Annotated in this window: 17 protein-coding genes and 2 pseudogenes; 10 read left to right on the top strand and 9 right to left on the bottom strand. The window is 67.8% G+C overall.

The genetic code is table 11. The annotated features are described in order from the left end of the window. Positions 1-33: 33 nt before the first annotated feature. The 4 genes and pseudogenes from DAETH_RS23585 to DAETH_RS23570 form a co-directional block, all read left to right on the top strand. Positions 34-669, top strand: a pseudogene (locus tag DAETH_RS23585) (transposase); the annotation flags it as partial. 413 nt (positions 670-1,082) lie between these two features. Continuing rightward, positions 1,083-2,063: a LysM peptidoglycan-binding domain-containing protein gene (locus DAETH_RS23580; protein ID WP_264778660.1), complete on the top strand. Its 981-nt coding sequence runs from the start codon at positions 1,083-1,085 to the stop codon at positions 2,061-2,063. Positions 2,064-2,265: 202 nt separating this feature from the next. Next, positions 2,266-3,255: an AAA family ATPase gene (locus tag DAETH_RS23575; protein WP_264778659.1), complete on the top strand. Its 990-nt coding sequence runs from the start codon at positions 2,266-2,268 to the stop codon at positions 3,253-3,255. A 33-nt stretch (positions 3,256-3,288) separates the two neighbouring features. Further along, complete coding sequence (locus DAETH_RS23570) at positions 3,289-5,763, top strand: S8 family peptidase (protein ID WP_264778658.1); 2,475 nt, start codon at positions 3,289-3,291, stop codon at positions 5,761-5,763. Positions 5,764-6,264: 501 nt separating this feature from the next. Here DAETH_RS23570 and DAETH_RS23565 read toward each other — a convergent pair. Next, the gene (locus DAETH_RS23565) at positions 6,265-7,488 is read right to left on the bottom strand and encodes an MFS transporter (RefSeq protein ID WP_264778657.1); all 1,224 of its coding nucleotides are present in this window, start codon (positions 7,486-7,488) and stop codon (positions 6,265-6,267) included. Beyond that, positions 7,485-7,850 (bottom strand): ArsR/SmtB family transcription factor, encoded by a 366-nt coding sequence (locus DAETH_RS23560; protein ID WP_264778656.1) that lies wholly within the window; start codon positions 7,848-7,850, stop codon positions 7,485-7,487. Before DAETH_RS23560 ends, DAETH_RS23565 begins: the two co-directional genes overlap by 4 nt. 18 nt (positions 7,851-7,868) lie before the next feature. Here DAETH_RS23560 and DAETH_RS23555 point away from each other — a divergent pair, with 18 nt between their 5' ends. From DAETH_RS23555 to DAETH_RS23535, 5 genes and pseudogenes are all read left to right on the top strand, one after another. After that, positions 7,869-8,180, top strand: a complete 312-nt coding sequence (locus DAETH_RS23555; protein ID WP_264778655.1) for a hypothetical protein — start codon at positions 7,869-7,871, stop codon at positions 8,178-8,180. 259 nt (positions 8,181-8,439) lie between these two features. Further along, positions 8,440-8,727, top strand: a complete 288-nt coding sequence (locus DAETH_RS23550) for a hypothetical protein (protein ID WP_264778654.1) — start codon at positions 8,440-8,442, stop codon at positions 8,725-8,727. A 58-nt stretch (positions 8,728-8,785) separates the two neighbouring features. Further along, positions 8,786-9,577 carry a DUF4396 domain-containing protein gene (locus DAETH_RS23545; protein ID WP_319993769.1) on the top strand — a complete coding sequence of 264 codons (792 nt, stop codon included), beginning with the start codon at positions 8,786-8,788 and terminating at the stop codon, positions 9,575-9,577. Positions 9,578-9,953: 376 nt separating this feature from the next. Next, positions 9,954-10,943: pseudogene (locus DAETH_RS23540) on the top strand (multicopper oxidase family protein); the annotation flags it as partial. Positions 10,944-11,064: 121 nt separating this feature from the next. Next, positions 11,065-12,126 carry a M23 family metallopeptidase gene (locus tag DAETH_RS23535; protein WP_264778653.1) on the top strand — a complete coding sequence of 354 codons (1,062 nt, stop codon included), beginning with the start codon at positions 11,065-11,067 and terminating at the stop codon, positions 12,124-12,126. Between the two features lie 248 nt (positions 12,127-12,374). Here the strand turns inward: DAETH_RS23535 and DAETH_RS23530 are convergent, their stop codons facing one another. Then, on the bottom strand, positions 12,375-14,003 hold the full coding sequence (locus tag DAETH_RS23530; protein WP_264778652.1) for an ISL3 family transposase: 1,629 nt from the start codon (positions 14,001-14,003) through the stop codon (positions 12,375-12,377). 188 nt (positions 14,004-14,191) lie between these two features. Between DAETH_RS23530 and DAETH_RS23525 the strand changes: the two genes are divergently transcribed. Beyond that, positions 14,192-14,767 carry a TlpA family protein disulfide reductase gene (locus DAETH_RS23525; protein WP_264778651.1) on the top strand — a complete coding sequence of 192 codons (576 nt, stop codon included), beginning with the start codon at positions 14,192-14,194 and terminating at the stop codon, positions 14,765-14,767. A gap of 49 nt (positions 14,768-14,816) precedes the next feature. On the opposite strand, the gene DAETH_RS23520 is transcribed toward DAETH_RS23525, so the two are convergent. The 6 genes from DAETH_RS23520 to DAETH_RS23495 form a co-directional block, all read right to left on the bottom strand. After that, positions 14,817-15,901 (bottom strand): IS3 family transposase gene (locus DAETH_RS23520; protein ID WP_264778650.1). Its coding sequence is split into 2 segments (ribosomal slippage): positions 14,817-15,637 and positions 15,637-15,901, totalling 1,086 coding nucleotides; the frame shifts between segments, so codons are not numbered across the junction. A 300-nt stretch (positions 15,902-16,201) separates the two neighbouring features. Continuing rightward, positions 16,202-16,981, bottom strand: a complete 780-nt coding sequence (lepB, locus tag DAETH_RS23515) for a signal peptidase I (RefSeq protein WP_264778649.1) — start codon at positions 16,979-16,981, stop codon at positions 16,202-16,204. Positions 16,982-17,249: 268 nt separating this feature from the next. Further along, complete coding sequence (locus DAETH_RS23510; RefSeq protein WP_264778648.1) at positions 17,250-19,910, bottom strand: heavy metal translocating P-type ATPase; 2,661 nt, start codon at positions 19,908-19,910, stop codon at positions 17,250-17,252. 105 nt (positions 19,911-20,015) lie between these two features. Continuing rightward, the gene (locus DAETH_RS23505; protein WP_264778647.1) at positions 20,016-20,258 is read right to left on the bottom strand and encodes a glutaredoxin family protein; all 243 of its coding nucleotides are present in this window, start codon (positions 20,256-20,258) and stop codon (positions 20,016-20,018) included. Positions 20,259-20,885: 627 nt separating this feature from the next. Further along, a complete protein-coding gene (locus DAETH_RS23500; RefSeq protein ID WP_264778646.1) occupies positions 20,886-22,151 on the bottom strand; it encodes a type II restriction endonuclease in 1,266 nt (421 codons plus the stop codon). A 222-nt stretch (positions 22,152-22,373) separates the two neighbouring features. Next, a complete protein-coding gene (locus tag DAETH_RS23495) occupies positions 22,374-22,619 on the bottom strand; it encodes a DUF2171 domain-containing protein (RefSeq protein WP_264778645.1) in 246 nt (81 codons plus the stop codon). Positions 22,620-22,688 lie beyond the last annotated feature (69 nt).

Below are 22,688 nucleotides of genomic sequence, written 5' to 3'. Positions count from 1 at the left end.
TTCGCCAACGGTATCGCTTCCTTAAACCACCCCCCCGTGCGGCTCGCCCTGGAACTGCTGGCAGCCATCCCCGCTGAAGTCCGCCGCCGCTTCGAGACGTGGGTGCTGGCGGACAGCGGCTTCGAGTCTGCAGCCTTCCTCCAGGGCATGCGTGACCTCGGCCTCGAGTTCGTGGTGGGCGTGCGTTCCACCCGTCGAACCGACCATCCCGGGCACGTCAAGGTGGCGGACTGCGAGCACGGCAGTTGGATTCACCTCGCCAACTGGCCCTGGGAGACCTTGACCCTGGCCCGTGTGGACCGAGGGGAGCGCACCTTCTTCTCGATCGCCTCGCAACTGCTCCAGGGCGACACAGTCGCCCTGGAGGGACGACGACGCTGGGCCATCGAGTCGTTTTTCAAGGAAGCCAAGCATGGCTTCGGGCTAAATTGGTTCGCGTTGCGAACCGCTCAGGGGCTCGACCGCTGGGTACTCCTGGTTTTTGCGGCTTTCACTCTGTCGATGCTCTGTCGAGCCGATACCCTCTCGCTGGAACAAGCGGCGGAAGTTGCGGCTCGGGTGGCCCTGCCTCTGCTGGTCGTTCAGCGGCTGGCTACGCAGGTCTGGCAAGAAGAGGAGTTCCTGCGCCAGCACGGCTATTCACTCACCCTATCCAGGTGCAAAACCTGAGTCAAGGGTTCCATCCCTTCTGCGCGCCCGGTGACGCGCGGTGTTGACCGACCAACGGGGCCACCGTATGCCGTGCCGCCGCCTCAGTTTGCAAAGTCATGAGCGGGCTCAGCGACCGGTTCACCTCCACGATGAACGAGAATGGGCACGAACCTTGCTGATAGAGGGCAACGGACCGCTCTGCTGGCCGAACCGTCCCGGCACGGCTCAGAGGCGGGAACTGGCCGGGCATTCAGGGGTAATCCTCAGGCCAGTCGGTGGCGTCCTGCTTGGTCACTTCAGGCATGAACGCCGGCGTCGTGCCGGTCCCGCCCTACGACCGGACCAGAGGGCAGACCAGGGCCGCTGGTTGAGAGTCCTCTCTCCTTTTAGGTAGGAAAAGTGTTAGATCGGCACCTTACAGTGAAGGGCCGATGAACATTCGCAGGCTGTTGATCTTGTTCATTCTCGGGAGTGCCGGCGCCCAGACGACCTACACGGTCCAGGCCGGGGATACCCTGAGCAGCGTCGCGCGCAGGTACCAGACCACCCCGGTCGCCCTGCTGACCCTGAATGCCCTTCCCAGCACGACGATCCAGGTGGGGCAGACGTTGCAGCTTCCTCCACCTCCCCAGCACACCGTTCAGGCGGGTGAAACGCTGTACAGCATTGCCCGGCAGGCTGGCACCACGCCCGAGGCGCTGATCGCGCTCAACGGGCTGCAAAACAGCACCTTGCAGGTGGGACAGACGCTGCGACTGACCGGGGGTCCCCGGCCCTCTGACGCGACTTCCACCACACCGCCCGTGGTGACCACCACGCCGCCCACGCTGACCCGCCCACCCCCCACCCCGCCGGTGGCGGGACGGCTCGAACGCGGCCTCTTCACGCCCCAGCGGCTCCCAGCCTTCACCGACGTGCTGCTGCGCACGGCCAGCCTCGGCGGGCCACGCCCGGCGAGCGCGTACCTGCCCAAGGTGGGGTTTGGGTACCAGACCCTCAACAACTGCGGTCCGGCGGCGGTCGCCGCCGCAATGAACGCCTACGGGGTTCCGGCGGACCAGCGCACCTGGCAGGAGCGGCTGCGCCCCACCGGCGGGAACATGTCCACCGAGGCCGCCGGGGCGCTGCTCACCGAACTCGGCTTCGACGCCCCGGCGCTGCGCGGCGGCACCATCGAGGCGGTGAAGCGGCACGTGGCCGACGGCCACCCGGTGATCGTCCTCCAGTACCACAGCGTCCTTGGCAAGCCCCCACACTTCCGGGTCGTGCGCGGGTACGACGACACCCAGGGGATCCTGATCATGAGCGATTCCCTGAGCGGCCCGAACGTCGCCCTGACCGAACGCGACTTCGATCTGCTGTGGAACACCCAGGGCCGCCAGTACCTCCCGGTGGAGCCGCCACAGGGCTGACCTAAGCCGCCGAGACGTCCAGACCTCGCTCGCTCTGGCCACCCGGTCCTGCATGGGGAGGTTCGGCAGGCCGAATCCAAGGCTGCTTCAAGGCCCTCTCAACCTCACCCGCTGATATAACCGGGACATCTTAAGCCGCGGTCTTGCCTACCCTGAGGAGCAGTGGCTCCTGTCCGCCGACTCCTTTCGCCCCGGAGGCCCCATGAGCACCTCGAACCACGTTCTCGCGCTTGTCAAAAGCCACGTCGACCGGGACGACCAACAGTTCCTGTCGGTGGCCTTGCAGGTCGCGGCGCGTGAGGCGCGGCAGGGACACGGGAACGTCGCGCAGGAACTCAGGAAGCTGATCGACCTCGCCCGCTCGAGAGAAGGGCTCGCGCCGCCAGCCTCCCCCTCGCCGCTGGTGTTCCAGCCCCTCCAGCCCAAGGGCGAACTGGCCTCCCTGCTGTCGGTGTCGCACCCACGCCAGCGCCTGAAGGACCTCGTCTTACCCGACGAGACCGCCGGGCGCCTGGAGCGGGTCATCCACGAGTATGTTCAGCAAGAACGGCTGCGGGCCTTCGGGCTGACCCCCCGGCGCAAGATTCTGATGATCGGTCCGCCCGGCAGTGGCAAGACGATGACCGCGCACGCCCTCGCCGGCGAACTGGGTCTGCCGCTCCTGACCCTGCTGCTCGAGGGCGTGATCACGAAATTCATGGGGGAAACGGCGGCGAAGCTGCGCACGGTCTTCGAGGCGATGGGCACGATGAGGGGCGTCTACTTCTTCGACGAGTTCGATGCCATCGGTGCGAGGCGCAGTGCGGGCAACGACGTCGGGGAGATCCGGCGGGTCCTGAACTCGTTCCTCCAACTCCTGGAACAGGACACCTCCACGAGCCTGATCGTCGCGGCCACCAACCACCCGGAACTCCTCGACCCCGCCCTGTTCCGCCGCTTCGACGACGTGATCGAGTACCATCTGCCCACCCCGGCCGTCATCACACGCCTCCTCAAAAACCGGCTGGCCCGGTTCGCGCCGCCGAAGTTCAACTGGCCGAAAGCTGCCGCCGCCGCCGAGGGGCTGAGTCACGCCGAGGTCACCCGGGCGGCAGAAGAGGCCGCGAAAACGGCCATCCTCGGCGGCCGCGAGCAGATCGGGGCCACAGAGCTGCTCGCGGCGATTGAGGAACGCAAACTCGCCCGCCGATGACGTGCTTAGCCGCTAACATGCGGGGCAATCCGCATGGCTGAACCGCAACGCGATCTGAAGCACCTCTACCTGGAGGGTCGTGGACAGGCCACCCGGTACGAGGTCCAGGGCAATGTCAGGGCACATGTCACGCCACGTGACGACCGCGCCGCGCACGCGGCGGCCCTGGCGAGTCAACTGGCGCTGGCGAGGCAGGCGCTGACGCTCCTGCCCAGGGACCCCGCGTTCCCTGACGGGCCGCAGGGGCAGTACCTCGACTTCGAACTCACGGGGCGTGACGCGGACCGGGCCCTCCTGCAACGCTTGGAGGAGCGGCGGCAGGGCATCGAGGTGGCTTCGGTCCGGCGCGACCCGGCCACGGGCCGCGTGATCGCGACGGTCGTCGTTCCAGAGCCGGCGGCCGAGACCTACGACCGGCGCATTCACGAGTACGCCAGCCAGGACACCCCCCAGGGGAAGCCCAGACGAGCGTCCCTGGTGACGAACATCGAGGGGATCCGGCACGCCGCTCTGCGCTCCATCTTTGTTGGCGACGCCTCGGCCTTACCCGGGCCGAGCGCCCCCGTGTGGTGGGAGGTCTGGGTGCGCCAGGGTACCGCCGAGGAGTTCCGGCGGATCGCCCGGCGGGTGGAGCTGACGGTCGCCGAGGAGAGCCTGACCTTTCCGGACCGGGAGGTGCTGCTCGTGCACGGGTCCTTTGACGCGCTCAGCCGGGTGTTCCTGCACACCGTGGTGATGGCGGAGTTGCGTCTGTCCCGGGATACGCCCGACGTGTTCGTACGGATGGAGAATGCCGAACAGGCCCAGTGGGTAGACGAGGCCGCGGCGCGTCTTCAACCCCCCGACGCGTCGGTGCAGACGTCCGTCCTGCTGCTCGACAGCGGCGTCACGCAGCCCCATCCCCTGATCGCCACCCACCTGCATCCGAACGACTGGCAGGCGTGGCAGCCCCTCTGGGGGCCGGACGACTCCGGGTGGGATGGGCACGGCACGGCCATGTCCGGGCTGATCCTGCACGGGGACGTCCTCGCCTTCCTGCTGTCGAGCGCGGCGGCGCGGCTCAACCACCGCTTGGAATCGGTCAAGATCCTCCCCCCGGCCGGGCACAACCCCCATCACCTCTACGGGCGCATCACGCAGGACGCGGTGCGGCAGATGGAGGCGACCAACCCAGAGCGGCAGCGCGTCCTCTGTCTGGCCGTGACCGCGACCCTGGACGTCAACCGGGGCCGCCCCACCGCCTGGTCCGCCGCCCTCGACCAGTTGACGTCCGGCGGCGGTGACGAACCCCAACGCCTCGCGGTGGTGGCGGCCGGGAACAACACCCCGGCGGTCACCGATCTGCTGGGGGACTACCTGGGATCGGCCGACACCGCCCAGGTGCACAGCCCCGCGCAGGCGTGGAACGTCCTGACGGTGGGGGCGTACACGGACAAAACCAACCTGCTCGACCCGCAGTACGGGGGATGGTGGCCGGTGGCGCCGGGTGGGGACCTGTCCCCGACGAGCAGCACCTCCGTGCTCTGGCAGGAGCAGTGGCCCATCAAGCCGGAGGTCGTGATGGAGGGCGGCAACCTGATCGTGAATGGGGGCACCTTCGATGCCAAGCACCCCGACGTCCGGCTGCTCACCACGGATTTCGACCTGACGACGGGGCATTTGCGCGACTTCGGCGACACGAGCGCGGCCGCCGCATTGGGGGCACGGATGGCGGCCCAACTCGCGGCGGAGTTTCCCCAGTACTGGCCGGAGACGATCCGGGCGCTGATGGTGCATTCGGCCGAGTGGACGCCCGCCATGCAAGCGCGCCTGACCGGTTCCCGTCGCCTGGATGTCCGGAACCTGCTCCGCCGGTACGGGTACGGCGTCCCCCAGCTGGAGCGGGCCCGCCGGAGCGCGCAGAACGACCTCACGCTGGTCATTCAGGATGTCCTGCGCCCGTTCGAGGCGGTGGACAGCCGGACCCGGATGAACGAGATGCACCTGCACCGCTTCCCGTGGTCGGCCATCGACACGGCGGCGCTGGAGGGCCTGGACCTCGAGATGCGCGTCACGCTGTCGTACTTCGTGGAACCCAACCCGAGTGAGCGCGGCTACGCCCAGCGGTTCCGCTACGCCTCGCACGGGCTGAGGTTCGCGGTGAAAGGCCCGCTGGAGACCGAGGCGGACTTCAAGGCTCGCATTCAGCGTGAGAGCCTGCCCAACGAGGGGAGCAGCATCCGGGACGCGGGCAACGACCACTGGGAGTTCGGCCCAAGGCTCCGGACCTCAGGTTCTATCCACTCGGATCGCTGGCGTGGTGACATCGCGACGCTGCAAGCCTGCGAGGCGGTGCTGGTTTACCCCGTGAGCGGCTGGTGGCGTGAGAAACGAGGCGGCTCTCCGCCCTACGTGGACCGTGACGCGCGGTATGCCCTGATCGTGAGCCTGCGGGCCCTGGAGGCGGACGTTGATATCTACACGCCTATCGCCACGGCCCTGAGCATTCCGATCCGCACGACGGTGTGACGGCTGGGAACAGGGAGAGGAGGACTGTTCACCCCGCACGGTCGGGAATGAGCGAGTCGCCTCCCTGGCCGGACCACACCGGAGGGTCGTTGTCCTTCGGGATGGAGGGGACAGCCGGGGTACGGCTGTGCTCTCACCCCAGTTCGGACCGCCCACCTGGAGGAGTTCGGGGACAACGGGCACTCTGCCAGGGCAGGGAATCCCTGAGGGGCGTGTTCCGCCGACCTCCGGAGGGCCGGAGCGCTCCTTCTGGAGGGTTCAACCCTCGATAAGACCGTTTTCGAGAGCAACCTGGTCCTCGTCCAGTTCTGCTGCCCGGCCTTCGTCTACCACCCGCTGGATGCTGCGGCGGCGGTCTTCCTGCGTGTCCTGTGCGGACGGCGCGGCAGCCCCGCATGAGGTCCACCGGCCAGCGGTCTCAAGGGTGGCTGAAGCTGGCCGATGACGCCCGCCTGGGAGTATGCCCCCGACGGACGCCGGGCCGGGCGTCTCCTCTCCCCATCAGTCGGTCGAGGAACTCGGCTTGGTCACAGGACTCGTCGTGCCGCGGGAGAGGAGCGACACGGCGGCCAGGATGACCAGCGCCAGCAGGCCGCCGTACAGGAAGGCGTGGTCCGCGAAGCGCGCGCTCAGGAGGCTCGCCACCGGGTACGCGAAGGCCCACCACAGGTGACTCCACGCGAAGTGCGCCCCGTACACCCGCCCCTGAGCGGCCTCCTCGGTGCGCTCGGCCAGCAGCGTCTCGGCGGGCAGGTTCACCCAGTTCTGCCCCACCCCCGCCACCAGCCACAACGCCATCAGCGGCGCCAGACCCACCCCGTCCCCCGGAAGGATGGCCAGCGAGGTCAGCAGCGCCCCCACCAGGATGAAGGTCGTCCTCGGCACGCGCCGCCCCGCTGCCCCCACCGCCAGCGAGGCGACCGTGGCCCCCAGGCCGTAGAGCGCCATCACCCAGCCGTACTGCGCCTCCCCCAGGTTCAATCCCCCCTGCACCCGCACCACTGTCACCACCAGGATCAGCGCGCCCGCGACCGCCGCCACCAGTTCCATCAAGAGCGCGAAGCGGATCGGCGCGTCCCGCCACAACCGGGCCGTGCCGTCCCGCACGTCCGCGAGGGTGCTGCGCTCCACTGTGCCCCGCCCCGCCCGCAGGCTGGGCAGGGTCAGCACCAGCAGGCCCGCCAGCACGAAGGACGCCGCGTCGAAGAAGAACAGCTCACGCCCGCCCACGAACGCGGCCAGGACCCCGGCCAGCCCGGGGCCGACGATGCCCAGCAACTCGGTCGTCGCACTGGAAAGGGCGAAGGCGGGACCCGCATCCTCGCGCCCGACCACGAGGGGCACGGTGGCCTGGTTGGTGGGGGTGAAGAAGGCGGTGAGGCTGTTGAGGACGAACATCAGCACGTAGACCTGCCACACCTCGCCCACGAAGGGCATCAGGCCGATCACGACCGCGCGGGCGAAGTGGCAGCCCGCCAGGATCGTCCGGCGCTCCAGACGGTCGGCGAGCACCCCGGCGAGCGGGGAGAACAGCACGAAGGCCGTCACGCGCAGGGTGAGGGCCGTACCCAGCACGACCGCGGCGTTCTTCTCGGCGAGCTGGTAGGCGAGCAGGGCGAGCGCGACCCAGGTGAAGGCGTCGCCGATCTGGCTGATCGTCTGGGCGGCGTAGAGCCGGGCGAAACGGGGGTTGCGCAGCGCGGAGAACGGGACCAGGGCGTTCACTGGACGCTTCCCTTCACCGTCTCTGCGGCGGGGTGGTCGGGCAGGCCGAGGCGCTCGTGCTGGGCGTGGGAGAAAGCCTCCTGCAAGAGGCGGGCGACGTGCCCGTCGGCGAGGTGGTAGTACACACTGGTCGTCTCGCGGCGGGTCCTGACGAGTTCGGCGCTGCGCAGCAGGGCGAGGTGGCGGCTGGCGGTGCTCTGGGGCACGCCCAGGGCCTCGACAAGTTGGCCGACGTTGCGCTCGCCGTCCCGCAGCAGCAGCAGCAGTTGAACCCGCAGGGGCTCGGACAGGGCCTTGAAGACTTCGGTGACCCGGCTCAGGTCCTCCGGATGGGCCTGGGTGGGGATGGCGTGGCGGTGCATGGTGCTATCCTAGCATCCGTGTTTCCGAATATCCGCAAACTAGAAAGCCACTCGGTCACGGTTCGTGTGCTTCCCGATCAAATCACGGGGCCAGTCGTCTCCAGCGACGACCCGCGCCTGCCGGTCGGCACGCCGGTGGGACTGCGGCTGGCCGACTTCGAGGGCATCTCCGAGCCGAGCGCCACGGTGGGGGGGGTGATCCTTCCCATCGTGGTGCTCGCGCTCGACCGCCTTCCCGACGGGAGCCAGGACGTGACTTTCGAGCTGTTGGAGGTGTCCCCTTCCTTCTTGGGATCGGGTGGGGACATTCCTGAGAACCCGGGTCCGTGACTGGTCTCTTCCCGGTCCGCGACGCCAGCCCGTTCAACGTGGGGCTCCAACCCTCACGGACCAGAGGCCTGGCTCACTCGGTCCGCCCGGGTGAACACCTCGGCTGGTGGACTCCCCTTCTCGAGGACCAGGAACCGTGTGGGCTGAGGGGTTGACCCTGGGGAACGCCGGGAGTGTGGGCGCGAACTTCCAGACAACCCCAGCCGGGTTACACGAACTTAACAGCTCGCGCCTAGCCTTGCGGCAGGAGGAGGTGGAGATGAACTGCCAACAACCCATCCCCGTGCCCACGACCACCCAGGGCACGGCCGTGACTCATTCCGGCGCCACGCCAGGCCGCGTCCCTGCTGGTGCCCACCGGCGGCTGCCGGCCCGGACGCTTCAAGCCCGGTCCGTCCGCTGGGATTTCGCCCTGATCTGCTCCCCCATCCGGGGTGAGGGCGCGACGCCAGGTTCCCGACACGTCGTGCCCAGACCCTGGACTCCCGGCGGCAGGAATCCCTGGATGATCGCGGGCGACACCCTCGAGAACCGGATGGAGGGGTGAGGGGCCGGTCCGTTCCATTGGCCCGCGTCTGCGCCGCGCCCAAGTTCCGGGGGCGGGCATGACTCCTGCCGCGACCGGTTGGGCGACCATCGACGTCATCCTCGCGGTGTGGTTCGGGCTGACCGCGCTGGCGACGGTCTACGTCGCCTGGGACGCCTTCACCCGCAACCCGGAGATGAAGGTGATGCGGTGGGGCTGGCTGCTCGTCACCCTCTACACCGGCCCGGTGGGCGCGGCGCTGTACGTCCTGTCGTGCCAGGAGCCCAGCCCGGGTACCCACGAGGCCTTCGTCCAGCCGCTGTGGAAGCAGAGCGTGGGTTCCACCATCCATTGCCTGGCGGGGGACGCGACGGGCATCATCGTGGCCGCCGCGATCACCATGACCCTGGGCCTCCCGATGTGGCTGGACGTGATCAGCGAGTACGTGTTCGGCTTCCTGTTCGGGCTGCTGATCTTCCAGGCGCTCTTCATGCGGGACATGCTGGGCGGCTCGTACCTGAGGGCCGTGCGCCGCTCCTTCCTGCCGGAGTGGGTGTCGATGAACGCGGTGATGGCGGGCATGGTGCCCGTGATGGTGATCCTGATGAGCCGCGACATGACCGCGATGGAGCCCACCTCGCCGCGCTTCTGGGGGGTGATGTCCCTGGCCACCCTGGTGGGCGGCGCGCTCGCGTACCCCGTCAACGTCTGGCTGGTGGCGAGCGGGCTCAAGCACGGGATGGGCACGGTACGGGCGCTAGGCCGGGGAGGACACGACCTCGCCACCGAGGAGCGCCTGATCGAGCACACCACCGGCGAGGTGCCCGCGCCCAATGCCGCCACCGCCCACCACTCCATGAAAGGCATGTGACATGAACGACCAGCAAAATCCTCGGGAGTCCACTTCGTCCCCGGACCACGGCGGTATGGACATGACTCCTAAAGTGTCACGCCCCCAGATCGCGGCCGTGACCATCCTGAGCGTGCTCGCCCTGGCAGCGGGCGTCGGCCTGGCCGCGGCATTCGGCGACCTGAACATGAGTGCCCGCGGGATGAACATGACGGGCGAGGGCATGCCCGGGATGAACATGGGCAGCGGCGGCACGGACATGAGTGGGAACGCCTCCGGCACCCAGAACATGCCCGGCATGAACATGGGCGGGGGCAACACGAACACGGGCGCGGCCGCCCCGGCGCCGACCCCCGTGGGCGAGCTGCCTGACACGCCCCTCCAGACGCCCACCCGGATGGGCGACCTGGTGATGCCGCCCGGCATGATCATGACGAAGACGATGAACATGGAGGCGATGCGGGACATGGCCGCGGTGGACCTCACCCAGGTCCGGTTCACGGCCCCCGCGAGCGCCCGGGGAGACCAGACCCTCGCGCCGCAGGTGGTGGGCGGGGTGAAGGTGTTCAACTTCGAGACCTCGCTGATCCGCTGGAACATCCTGAAGGGCGTGCAGGTGGCGGCCTACGCCGTGAACCGCCAGGTGCCGGGGCCGCGCCTCCAGCTCACCCAGGGGGACCGGGTCCGGATCAACGTGAAGAACAACCTGCCGGAGAGCACGACGATCCACTGGCACGGCCTGATCGTGCCGAACAACATGGACGGACCGGCGGACGTGACCCAGAAGCCCATTGCACCCGGCGAGACCTTCACGTACGAGTTCACAGTGAACCAGGCCGGCACGTACTTCTACCACTCACACAAGAACCCCGACCGCCAGCAGGGCCTGGGGCTGTACGGGGCGCTCCTGGTGGCCCCGAGGGGCGGGGTGGCCCAGCCGCAGGCCGACATCGACTACCCCCTGCAACTTCAGGAATGGCTTCAGCGCGACGGCTACACCTTCCCGGCGATGATCATGGAGGGCGCGCTGCCCAACTTCTTCACCATCAACGGCAAGGCGTACCCGGAAACCGACATCATCCGCATGCGGGTGGGGCAGACCGTGAGGCTGCGGTTCGTGGGCAGCAACAACAACTTCGTGCATCCAATGCACGTGCACGGCGGCCCTTTCGAGGTCGTGGCCCGGGACGGCGAGACCCTCAGGGAGAGCGCGCGTTACCTCGCCGATACCGTGAACGTCGGCCCCGGCCAGCGGTACGACGTGATCTGGAAGGCCCGGGAGAAGGGGATCTGGCTGATCCACTGCCACATCCCGCACCACACCACCAACGACAACGTCGAGGAGCAGGGGGGCGGGGGGCTGACCATGCGAATTCAGGTCACGTGACCATGACCGCGACATCATCTGTCAGGCTATTTCGGACCAGGGAATTGGGCTTTGTTGTGTCGGTCAGGTCGAGCACCAGGAGAAGTTGTCCCGCCCATACAGGACGGCTATTCTGCACTGCATGATTCGCCGCGCCCTGCTGCTGGCTGCCGTACTCCTGTCGGGCGTGGGAGGAGCCTACACGGTCAAACCCGGCGACACCCTGTACAGCCTCGCGCGGGCCAACGGGACGACCGTGGCCGAACTCGTGCGGCTCAACGGCCTGACGGGCACGGCGCTCGCGGTGGGGCAGACGCTCCGCCTGCCCGGGGAGGAGGCCTCCTCTCCCGCCGTCCCCACCCCCGAGCCCTCTTCCCGGCCCGGGGCGGCACTCCAACTCGGCGGTCTGACCGTCACTGCCCCCGCCTCGCTGCGAATGGGGGACCCGTTCGTCCTGCGCCTCAGTGGCCCGAGGGCGGCCGAGGCCAGCGTGCGGTTTCCCAGCGAGGTCGGGGAGGACGTCCGGCTGCCCGGCGAGGCCCTGACCCCGGTTCCGGCGGGAGGCGGGCGCCTCGTGCTCGGGCGGGTGGTGCTGGGCAAGACCACCCCGGTCGTGTACGAGATCCGGGTGGGGTCGGACGTGCTGCGCGGCCGCATCCCGGTGACCGGATTGACCCAGGCGATCCAGCGCCTGAATCTGCCGCCCCGCATCGCGGGCAAGCTCGAGGATCCAGCCCGCAAGGCAGAAGACGCCGCCGTCGAACAGGCGTACGCGCGGCGGACCCCCCAGGTCTGGTCGCGAACCTTCCAGCCCGCCGCGAAGGTCCGCGCGCAGAGCAGCGCCTTCGGGCAGCCGCGGACCTACGTGGCGGGTGGGCCGGTCCTGTACCACTACGGCACAGACTACCCGGCCCCGGCCGGGACCCCGGTGCTGGCAGTCAACGACGGGACGGTCGTGATGGCCGGCATGTACCCCGTGCGCGGCGGGCTGGTGGTGATCGACCACGGCGCGGGGCTGACCAGTATGTACTTCCACCAGAGCCGGGTCACGGTGAATGTCGGGCAACAGGTTACGCGGGGACAGAAGGTCGGTGAGGTCGGCAGCACCGGGCTGAGCACCGGTGCTCACCTGCATTTGGAGATGCGGGTGCGGGGTGAGGCCACTGACCCGGCGAAGTGGATGAGTCGGGTCTGGCCCAAATGACGGGGTGGCGCTTGTGCAAGTCGAATGGCCCGGTACTTTGAAACCACGCCCTCCTGGTACGTGTCTCCCTGGCTTCTCAGGTGACTTCGCGTCCCTCCTGTCGGACCATGGCGAGCAGCATTGGCCCATGAGAGGACGAAGGCAGAGAGCGATGTCCCCTCCGAGTTTCGGGATGAGTTGCGCTTCTCACGCTGGATGCCAAGGCACTCTACGTGACGAGGGCAGCGGCGGGAGGGAACTGGGTCTCCCTAGCTTTTGGTGACGCGGGCCGCCGGGCGTTGGGCCTGGTGCAGCACCCTCGCCTTGAGCAGGTCGAGGCCCGCTCGCCCGTACATGCCCCGCTTAATGGTCTTGAGGCGGTTGACCTGCCCCTCCACCTGCCCATTGCTGTACGTGGTCTCCAACGCCGCCCTCACCGCATCGAAGTCCCGGTCGAGTCCCACCGCGAAGGCACGAAGTTCTCTGATGTCACTCTGTTCCAGGTCGCTCAGCCAGCCCCGTAGGGGCTGGGCTTCGTGTCCCCTCAGCAGCGTCCAGCCCATCGTCAGTAGCCGTTCCACCTGCACGAACTCGGGCGTTGTTGCTCGACCTGCTTCTAACAGCGCGCCTACTTCCGGCGCGCGAATAGTGCTGGGGACCAACACGGCCCAGGAGAGCGTTCGAGGTGAGGGACAGACGGCACGGCGGTGTCCGGCGCTGCCTGATGTGCGGAGGTGCCGACAGAACTCACGGACGGCGGTATAGCCGCCCGGGTACCCCCGCTCCCGCAATTCTTGGTGCAACGCCACCGCGTTGCACCTGCCCGCCGCCCATTGCGCGGTCAGCCACTCCCGATACGGCGCGACCACGTGGTGGCGCGGTGGCCGCGCCGCGGTGCCGGGGTGCTGCTCGAACTGAGCATACTTCCTGACCGTACCGATGGCGACCCCCGTCTCTCGGGCGGTCTGCTTGACCGAGCTCCCCTCGGCCAACAGGCGCTTGACCGCCTCGAAGCACTGCCGCTTGTGGGCGGAAGGGGGATGAGCCTGGAGTTGAGCGGTGGGCTCGTCCGCCCTTTCGTCCTCGACCACTCGAAGTGGTGGAGGGTCGGGCGCTGCAAGAGTCTTGCGCAACGCAGTGAAGGTCGAGTGCGTGCGCTGGAAATAGCGTTCGAGGGTTTCGCGCAGGTTCTTCAACAAGTGCCAACGGTCGGCCACCTGCTGCGCTTGGGGCGCCCCTCGCAGGGCCCCTTCCTGATAGGCCCCGCCGCGGTCGCGGGTGATGACTTCGATCTCGGGGTGGCTCGTGAGCCACCCTGCCAAGGTGTCCGCTTCCCGGTCCGGCAATAGGTCCACCACGCAGTGCCGTTCCAGATCGACCAGGATGGTGCCGTACGTCTTCCCCTTACACCACGCCCAGTCGTCGATCCCCAGATGCCGAACCGAGACGACGCCCTGCACGAGGGACGGACGCCGGACTCCAGCAAGCAGGGTGTCGGCACTCACCGGACAGCCACAGAGCCCGAGAACGCGGGCCGCACTTTCGGCGCCCACCTCCAGCGCGACCAGGTGGTTCTGGCGTTCCAGCCGGACCGTCTTGCGTCTCCAGGGGTAGGCCACCGAGGGCAGGCGCTCACAGAAGATGCGCTGCGCGCATCCCACGGTGTCGCAGAAGAACTTGCGGACGGTCAGACGTAAACGGACACGTCGCCCGAGCAGGGCGACGTCTTTGAGGATGCGGGTGTAGCGGCTGTGCCGATGGGATGAGGCTTGCCCACACGAGGGGCAGACACCTGAGGGTGCCCGACTTTCCAGGTCGAGCCACAGGACCTCGGGCTGCACAGTCGTGGCGCTCAGCGTCAGCAGCTCAGGGTCGGGGAGACAGGACTGGAGGTCCATGCCCTGAGTATTTGCACCCGGTGGCCCGCGTCACCAAAAGGTAGGGAGACCCAGGGAACTGAACCCGGAGGCAACCGTGGAGAGGCACGCGCGCAGGTGAGTCGTCATGGGTGTGCAGACCTCCGGCCTGCTGGATGTCCTGGCCCTCCGTGGGGATGTCTCCTCAAAAGGGCCTGCAAGGAGCTGTGATGGAGCCTTCCCTTGAACTCCGCTCTCCCCGCGCCGTGCCCTTGTGGCGGCGGCTCCTGCCGCCACTCCTCGCTGCCGCTGTCGTGGCGGTGCTGGGTGTGGCGCTCGTGAATCCGGCGCGGGACGCCACAACAGGAGGACCGCTCATCGGGAAATCGGCACCCCCACTCGTCTTGGAGAGCCTGGACGGAGGGCAGGTGAGCTTGGCCTCTCTCGAGGGCCGCCCGGTCGTGTTGAACTTCTGGGCGTCCTGGTGCGTTCCATGCCGTGAGGAAGCTCCTCTCTTCCGCGAACTTGGCGAACGCCAAACAGCAGGCACAGGGTTGGCCGTGCTCGGGGTGCTGTTCCAAGAGACGAAAGAGCAGAATGCCCTCGACTTTATCCGCGAGTTTGCCCTGGCCTACCCCTCCCTGCGTGACCCTCAATCCCAGGTGGCCATCAACTACGGCGTCGGCGGGATTCCTGAGACGTTCTTCATTGACCGGAGCGGCGTCATCCGGTACGTGGACCGTGGGGGGTTAACCCGGGAGCGGATGAACAGAGGCCTGGAGAAGATCGGTGTGGCCGGGTTGTAACAGTGAGCCTGCCCCAGTTTGTGGTCCAGCCTGAACCCCTCACGGCAGCCTAACCCGCCGAGCGGCGGGCGAACTCCTGCGGCGCCAGATGGTCCAGCGAGCTGTGCGGCCGGATCCCGTTGTAATCGCGTCTCCACACGCTCAAGATCAGTCGGGCCTGCGGCAAGCTCACGAACCAGTTCTGGTTCAAGCACTCGTCCCGAAAGCGTCCGTTGAAGGACTCGATGTAGGCGTTCTGCACGGGTTTTCCCGGGTCAATGAAGTGCCGCTCGATGCCCTGCTGATGTGCCCAGGCGTCCAGGGCACGGCTGGTGAACTCCGGCCCGTTGTCGCTGATCAGCACGTTCGGCTTGCCCCGTTCCTTGATCACTTCCCCCAGCAGACGGGCGACGGTGTCGCCCGTGATGGACGTGTCGGCGAAGCACACGATGCACTCGCGCGTGAAGTCGTCCACGACGTTCAGCACCCGGAAGCGCTGCCCGCTGGCAAGCTGATCGCTCACGAAATCGGTACTCCAGCGCTGATTGGCCGCGGTCGGGACTGTCGGCGGTGTACGGCGCTGCATGGTCCGCTTTCTGCGGGTCTTTTTCCTCACGGCGAGGTCGAGCGCCTTGTAAACGCGGTAGACCCGCTTGTGGTTGACCACCATTCCTTCGCGGCGCAGCAGCACCTCCAGTCGTCGGTATCCGAAACGGGGCCGCTCCTCTGCCAGCTTCTTCAGTCGTTCCCCCAACTGTTGGTCATTTTTGCGAGCCTGGTAGCGATGTGAAGAACGACCGAAGCCCAGGGCCCGACAGGCTCGTCGTTCGCTGACGCCGTGATGAGTCTGGAGGTAGCGCGCCGCTTCACGGCGCTGCACGGGCGCTACCACTTCTTTCCCACGACGTCCTTCAACATCGCGTTGTCGAGGGCCAGGTCGGCCACGAGCTTCTTCAGCCGGGCGTTTTCGTCCTCAAGCTGTTTGAGCCGCTTGGCATCATCGGTCTTGGGTTGGCGACCGTAAGTTGCCTTCCAGTACTGGATCGTCTTGCGGCTGATCCCAGTCGAGCGGCTCACCGCCGCAATGGTCTCCCCGTTCTCGACCCGCCCGAGCACTTCGAGGATCTTCTCTTCACTGTGCCGTTCTTTCCCCATACGCTCCCCCTGTTCTACCTGGGGTATCAGCGCTGGACCTCAAAACGGGGGCAATGTCAACAGGTGGCCTGTTCCCGCTGCCCGGTAAGCGACAGCTCCCGGCCTCCTTTGCCCTGATCCCATCCCAAGCGGGGAGGCAAAGACTTGTTCTTCCCGGGTGTGCCCTGGGCAGGTCAGCCCCAGCATGCCCGTTGTGCGATGGCGCTTGGGCAGAAGGCGGTAGCGGGACGCGACGATGGGAACCTCGCCTTTCGTGTTTGCCTTCCTCTCCTCATTGAAGGTGCGCGCTGTTCCTCCAGGTCATTTCGATGCCGCCTTCTGGGGAGGAGTGAAACCTGGGGGACGGACCAGGACGCGCCAGTTGAGCACAGCCTTGCCGCTGAGTCCCACGACGGACTCGCGGGCACAGTCGTACCTCGCGTTCGTCCTGCGGGTGATGGGCCACACCACCGCTGCCGCGCGCCCGGCGATGTCGCGCAGGGGCACTGGGCCGAAGAGGCGTGAGTCCTCGCTGCCGCCCGCCGTGCGGTTGTCACCCATCACGAAATATTGCCCGGCGGGCACGGTGATCTCCGGCTGGTCTTGGAGGATGCCCGCTCCGCTGGAGGTCGCGTTGTTCGCCAGGTCGCTCTGGGTGTCCCAGCAGCCCTGCTCCCGCCAGTAGTCGGTGGTCCAGCTCGAATCGAGCTTCACCCCATTCACGAAGACCTCGCCGCCCGAGACGCGCACTCGGTCACCGGGGAGGCCGATCAGGCGCTTGATTAGGGACGGCCGGTACGTCCACAGCCCCAATGCGCTCTTATGGAGATTGGGAATCTGCGCAGCGGCCTCGCGGGGCGGCTTGAAGATCAGGATGTCGCCGCGCTGGAAGTTGCCCACCCCCACCTTGTGCAGCCACGTCTCGTACTTGGGCACGAAGACCCGCTCCCGATCACGCAGGGTGGGCATCATGCTCACCCCGCTCACGCCGACAAGCGTGCCCAGGAACTGCGTGATCACCAGGGCGAACACGAGGGGTTCGAGGAGTTCCTTCCACAGCTTCCCTAGTGGCCCGAGCGTGGACTTGTTCATTCTGGTCATGCGGCTCCTTATCCCGACATGGGTCGGTGGGGCAGCGGTCTCGACTCGTGAAGGCCCCACAGTCCCAAAGGATCACTTCCGGAGGACCACGCCCGGGTCGCCTCGCGGATTGGTCCGCGAGGTGACCCGGGCGTGAGGTGCGCTTGGGCTTGAACACCTTGCCGCGGCGCAGTTCTTCCAGGGTGAGCAGAAGAGAGGGGAAGGACCCTTCAGGCTGCCCGGTCGAATAATGAGCCTCACCAGGCTGGAACGCTGCTGTCCACCGGCGTCAAGCGTGGGCCGACCGGGGCTGCGGGGCAGAACGCTCGAAACGGACCCGGTTGAGCAGCAGGGCGTTCACGGTGACGATCACGGTGCTGGCGCTCATCAGCAGCGCGGCCCACTCGGGTCGCAGCAGCACCCCGTAGGCGGGGTACAGCACGCCCGCCGCGAAGGGAATCGCCAGGACGTTGTAGATCGCGGCCCAGAAGAGGTTCTGCTTGATCTTGCCGCGCACCCGCCGCGCGAGGTCGATGCTGCCCGCCACGTCCGCCGGATTGTTCTTCACCAGCACCACGTCGGCGGTCTCCACGGCCACGTCGGTCCCGGCCCCGATGGCGATGCCCACGTCGGCCTGGGCGAGGGCGGGCGCGTCGTTCACGCCGTCCCCGACCATTGCGACCTTCCGGCCCTCGGCCTGCAGCGCCGCGATCTTCGCCGCCTTATCTCCCGGCAGCACCTCGGCGATCACGGTGTCCATTCCCAGCTCGCGGGCGACCGCCTCGGCCGTCCGCGCGTTGTCGCCGGTCAGCATCACCGTCTGGACCCCCGCGTCGTGCAGCGACCGGACCGCCTGCCGCGCGGTCTCCCGCACGGTGTCGGCCACGGCGATGACCCCGAGGGCCCGTCCATCCGCCGCCGCGTACATGGCGGTCTTGCCGTCCCGGGACAGGCGCTCCACCGCCTCGGGAAGGGTGTCGATGTTCACGCCCTCGCGCTCCATCAGCTTGCGGTTGCCCAGCAGCACCCGCCTCCCGGCGACGGTCGCCACCACGCCGTGACCGGGCACCGAGTCGAAGGTCTCAGGCTTCTGCACCTCCACGTTCCGGGCCCGGGCGCCCGCCACGATGGCCTCGGCCAGCGGGTGCTGGGAGGGCTGGTCCGCCGAGGCGGCCAAGCGCAGCAGTTCGCCCTCACTTGCCCCCGGCGCGGGCACGAGGTCGGTCAGGGCGGGCTTGCCTTCCGTCAACGTGCCGGTCTTGTCGAACACGACGGTGTTCACGCCCGCAGTGGCCTCCAGGGCCGCAGCGTTCTTGAACAGCACCCCTTCCCGTGCGCCCTTGCCCACGCCCACGGTGATCGCGGTCGGGGTGGCGAGCGCCAGGGCGTCCGGGCAGGCGATCACGATGGCCGACACGGCCGCCGTCAGCGCGAAGACCACCCCCTCGCCGCCCAGGAAATACCACGCGAGGAAGGCGATCAGTCCCGAACCCAGGGCGACGAAGACCAGGTACTTCCCGGCGGTGTCCGCCAACCGCTGGGCCGGGGCCTTGCTCGCCTGCGCGTTTTGCACCATCTGCACGATGCGCGAGAGGGCAGTGTCAGCACCCACCGCCGTCGCCCGGAAGGTGAAGGCGCCGTTCTGGTTGACGGTCCCGCCCGTGACCCGCGCCCCGGGGTTCTTGGCCACCGGGATGGGCTCGCCCGTGATCATGCTCTCGTCCACGTAGGAACTGCCCCCCACCACCTCGCCGTCCACCGGCACCCGGTCCCCGGGGCGCACCGCGATCTCGTCGCCGACCACGACCTGTTCGAGGGGGAGTTCAACTTCCTGCCCGTTGCGCACCACCCGCGCCGTCGAGGGGGCCAACTTCAGCAGGGCCTCCACCGCCCGCCCGGTGGCGAAGCGCGAGCGCATCTCCAGCCAGTGCCCCAGCAGGGAGAGGCTGGTAAGCATCGCGGCGGCCTCGAAGAAGACCTCACGGCCCCCCAGGAACAGGGTCGCGTACACCGAGAAGAGCCAGGAGACCAGGATGCCCGTGGCGATCAGGGTCATCATGTTCGCCTCGCCGCGTCTGAGCGCCCGCCACGCCGCGCTGATGAAGGGCCAGCCGCCCCACCACACGACCGGGGTGGACAGCAGCAGGCCGAACCAGGCCATGCTCAGGCCGAAGGGGGGCGGGGCGGTGAAGCCGAGGGTCTCCCCGATGGGCGAGTACAGCACCAGCGGCACCGTCAGGACGAGCGAGATTACGAAGCGGCGCAACATGTCGCCGACCATGTCCGCCCCGTGCCCGGCGTGCTCGTCGTGCCCCATCTGCGCGTGCGCACCCTGCCCGCCGTGGGTCGTCGCGCCGTGATCGTGGGCCACAGGTGCTGCGCCGCCGGCCATCATGGCGGCGTGGTCGTGCCCGCCGTGAGGCCCCTCGCGCGTGTCCTGGCCGCGGGGCGTCATGGCGCCTTGATCATGAACGGCAGGCGTCGAGGCGCTGGCCATCGTGGCCGCGTGGTCATGCCCGGCGTGACCCATCCCGGAGCGTGCATGCTGTCCGCCGTTGGTCATTCCGCCGTGAGCGTGTTCCGCAGAGGTCGCCCCGTGGGACATCAGGGCGGCGTGATCGTGCCCAGGGTGTTCGTGCCCGACCCTGGGATGTCCCGGCTGCACGGCGGAGGGCGCGCAATCCTCGCACTCGCAGTCGTACCCGGCGTCATGCAGGCGGCGGCGCAACTCGGCCTCGGTCACGACCCCGGGGTCGTAGCCGAGGTGGGCGACGGCGCGGGTACGGTCGATGTGCACGCTCTGCACACCTTCGATGTTGGAGAAGCTCCGTTCGAGGTCGGCGAATTCCGAGCCGTCGTAGCAGTTCCGGAAGGCCACTTCCAGAACATTGGAGGTCGGCACCGTCCCCCCCGTCTGGCGGTGGTGGTGCGTCTCGTGGTGTCGCGTCATGTTTTCCCTGCCTTCCCGCTCACCCGCTCACGGCGTGGTCGCTCGTTTCCGTGAAGGTAAGCGGCGAGTGTTCAGTCTCTGTAAAACCTGCTGGCGCATGAAGCGTCAGCCAAGGAGGCGTTGGAGCTCGGGCCGTTGATCGGCGAAGGTGCCAAAGAAGAACTGGTTGCCGACCACGGTGATGGGAGCGACGCGCACGCCGTACCGGGCCTTGGCCTGGTCGGCGACGGCTGGATCGGTGAGGTCCCGCTCCGTGTAGGCGATACCGTGCTGATTGAGCCAGACCTTGAGGGCTTGACAATCCGGACAGGTGGGCGTGGTGTACAGCAGGATGGGTGGAGTGGTCATGGGGCTCCAATGGCGCAAAAGGGAGGAGGTGGAGATTCGCTCCGCTCGGGCAGAAGGAATGGGGGGTCACGGCCCTGAGGTCCTGGAAGGATCCGATCCAGCGAGGGCCAGCTTCCCCAACGCTTCGCCTTGTGGTTCTCAGGGAACGTTGGATGCGTTCCAGCCGGTTTGGGTCCTTCGCCAGACCATGACCGCCGCTGGTCAAAGGTGTTCAGTTCGCTCTACCCCAAAGCGGAACCTCCCGACCCAACCTTATATCCCCCCGGGGAGGGTGTCAAGATGAGAGGGCCGTTATAGGAGCCCCCTCCAGAAATTTTTAGTTTTGCCTGCCGTGATGGTCGATGCCAGGTTAGTTTAAATATGTGTTATCCCCCCTGGGGGATAGGGAGGATGAGCTCAGTCCGGCCCTGGGGTGGGTAGGTCTTGTGCCGAGGTGGTAGGTCCTGGGGAAGCGTCGTCCCGGGAGGACCGGACCAGTCCCCACGCTCGGACATTCCCATGAACCCAGGACCCAGGGCCGTGCTCGACCGACCCCGGGGGTGAATGGAGGAAGTTCCGGACCCTACAGAAGAGTCCTAGCCGCCCAGCCTCAGGCCGCGCGCAGGACCTGCCTCTCGCCGTGGGCCTCTACAGTGTTCGGGCGATGGCCTCCACCGCCCGCAACCCCTGGCCGAAGCGGGCCATCGCCTCCCGGTGCCGCTCCAGCTCGCTGTAGGGCAGGTAACGCATGTTCAGGTGCGACACGGCCTGGAAGGCCGGACGCCGCAATTGGTCGCGCACGTCGGCCTCGCGTCCATCGGGGGCCACCAGATAGAGGCCCTGGACTGCCCGCTCGGGGGCGCCCAGGGCCAGGTCGAGCATCCGCACGATGCCCGAGTAGATCGAGGTCGTGTGCTCCACCTCGAAGGCCGCCGCCGGGGCGAGCGTCCCGCACTCGAACCACACCACGTCGATGAGCCTGACCGCGTCTGCCCCGGGCGTGCCTGCGATGCCTGGGGGCAGGGTGTCGAGGCACCCGTCCCCCAGGCGCCCTCCCTCGTAGGTCCGTGAGCGGTCGTTGGCGGCGATCCACACGTCGAAGCCCAGCGCCCGGCCCAGGTCGCGTAGCCAGCCCTGCACCTCGGTGTGGGTGCGGTCCCCCTCCCGCGCCGTGGCGAGCGCCTTGCTGGCGCTGGCCGACTCCTCGCGCACCCGCGCCAGGTCCGCCTGCCAGGCGCTCATCGCCGCCCCGTCATCTTCACGGGGCGGGGGCGTGTACCGCCCGCTGCCCAGATCGAACAATAGCCCCGCGACAGCGCCGAGGTCGTTGGACAGCAGGCCCCGGTGCGCCTCGTTCAGCCGCAGCATCCCCTCCCGCAGCGCCAGGTACTCCTCCCACTTCCCGAGCTTGACCTTGGCCCCAGTGAGGGCGTTGTACCCGTTCACGATGGCGGTGTTGAAGGGTGGCATGTGAGTGGGGTGCAGGAAGTACAGCAGATTCGCGGCGGCGGGGCCCAGGCCCTTGATCGCCCGGCGGTCGAGGTCGCGGATGGCGCGGATCAGGTCGTCACTGCCCGTGCAGCAGGCGCAGGTGTCGAGGAAGCGCCCGAAGGCCTTCTGGTTGTCTGGGCTCTCGTAGATGTCGGGGATACGCAGCTTGGGCTTCCACAGGAAGGCATGGTCGGCGCCCTTAAACATCTGGCGTTGCTCAGCGATGGAGTGCACCACCGTCTCCAGGGAGGAGCCCCGGTACTGGGTGCCGAAGGTATCCGCCTCGATCTCCTTGACCACCGTCTGCAACCCCCGGCGGATCGAACGGAAGTTCTTGAGGCGCTCCTCCCACAGGAACCAGGTGCGGTAGGTGGCGCCGGGGTCGTCTCGCCAGTGCCGGATCAGGGTGTCGAGCGTCTGCATGGGGATGGTGTAGCACAGGAGCACCCGGTTGCCAGACTCATCTGGGAGCAGAGAGGGAGGCCTTCCGCTGCACCTTCTCTGAGGTTGCAGGCCAAGATGACGCGCGCTTCATGCCGTGGCCGCAGGGTTTCATGGTCGACTTCCTGGAGAGCTGTACGAACGTCGATGGATAACCAAATAGAGCGGCCACTCACCCGGTGGCCGCCCTTTGTGCCGAGACCGTTACTGGCGGTGCTCGGGGTGGGGGTCCTCACTCAGCCACTGCTGATGCACCTGCTCGTGGTTGAGCTTCAGGTGCACATGCTGGTCCACGTGATCCACCGCGCTCAGCGGCAACCAGTGATGCGTCCCGGAGTCGTCCTTGGTCAGCTTGATGTACTCGCCGTCAAGGCGGTCCACCTCGCCGTGCTGATGTCCGTCCGCGCACATCACCGGCATGTGCTCCTGAATCTGTGACTCCATCGTCATGATCCTGCCTCCTTGGGCCGGCGTCCATCCGCTGGGGAGACCAGCGGCCTCGCGGCCCGCGAGCAATCC

The sequence above is a fragment of the Deinococcus aetherius genome (assembly GCF_025997855.1).
In the GTDB taxonomy this organism is placed as follows: Bacteria; Deinococcota; Deinococci; order Deinococcales; family Deinococcaceae; genus Deinococcus; species Deinococcus aetherius.
This window is presented reverse-complemented; position numbering and strand designations above follow the sequence as displayed.

Bases quoted from the DNA above. Each gene is read 5' to 3' on its own strand.
- DAETH_RS23580 (WP_264778660.1), top strand. From the start codon at position 1,083: ATGAACATTCGCAGGCTGTTGATCTTGTTCATTCTCGGGAGTGCCGGC.
- DAETH_RS23575 (WP_264778659.1), top strand. From the start codon at position 2,266: ATGAGCACCTCGAACCACGTTCTCGCGCTTGTCAAAAGCCACGTCGAC.
- DAETH_RS23570 (WP_264778658.1), top strand. From the start codon at position 3,289: ATGGCTGAACCGCAACGCGATCTGAAGCACCTCTACCTGGAGGGTCGT.
- DAETH_RS23560 (WP_264778656.1), bottom strand. From the start codon at position 7,850: ATGCACCGCCACGCCATCCCCACCCAGGCCCATCCGGAGGACCTGAGC.
- DAETH_RS23550 (WP_264778654.1), top strand. From the start codon at position 8,440: ATGAACTGCCAACAACCCATCCCCGTGCCCACGACCACCCAGGGCACG.
- DAETH_RS23545 (WP_319993769.1), top strand. From the start codon at position 8,786: ATGACTCCTGCCGCGACCGGTTGGGCGACCATCGACGTCATCCTCGCG.
- DAETH_RS23535 (WP_264778653.1), top strand. From the start codon at position 11,065: ATGATTCGCCGCGCCCTGCTGCTGGCTGCCGTACTCCTGTCGGGCGTG.
- DAETH_RS23530 (WP_264778652.1), bottom strand. From the start codon at position 14,003: ATGGACCTCCAGTCCTGTCTCCCCGACCCTGAGCTGCTGACGCTGAGC.
- DAETH_RS23525 (WP_264778651.1), top strand. From the start codon at position 14,192: ATGGAGCCTTCCCTTGAACTCCGCTCTCCCCGCGCCGTGCCCTTGTGG.
- lepB (WP_264778649.1), bottom strand. From the start codon at position 16,981: ATGACCAGAATGAACAAGTCCACGCTCGGGCCACTAGGGAAGCTGTGG.
- DAETH_RS23510 (WP_264778648.1), bottom strand. From the start codon at position 19,910: ATGACGCGACACCACGAGACGCACCACCACCGCCAGACGGGGGGGACG.
- DAETH_RS23505 (WP_264778647.1), bottom strand. From the start codon at position 20,258: ATGACCACTCCACCCATCCTGCTGTACACCACGCCCACCTGTCCGGAT.
- DAETH_RS23500 (WP_264778646.1), bottom strand. From the start codon at position 22,151: ATGCAGACGCTCGACACCCTGATCCGGCACTGGCGAGACGACCCCGGC.
- DAETH_RS23495 (WP_264778645.1), bottom strand. From the start codon at position 22,619: ATGACGATGGAGTCACAGATTCAGGAGCACATGCCGGTGATGTGCGCG.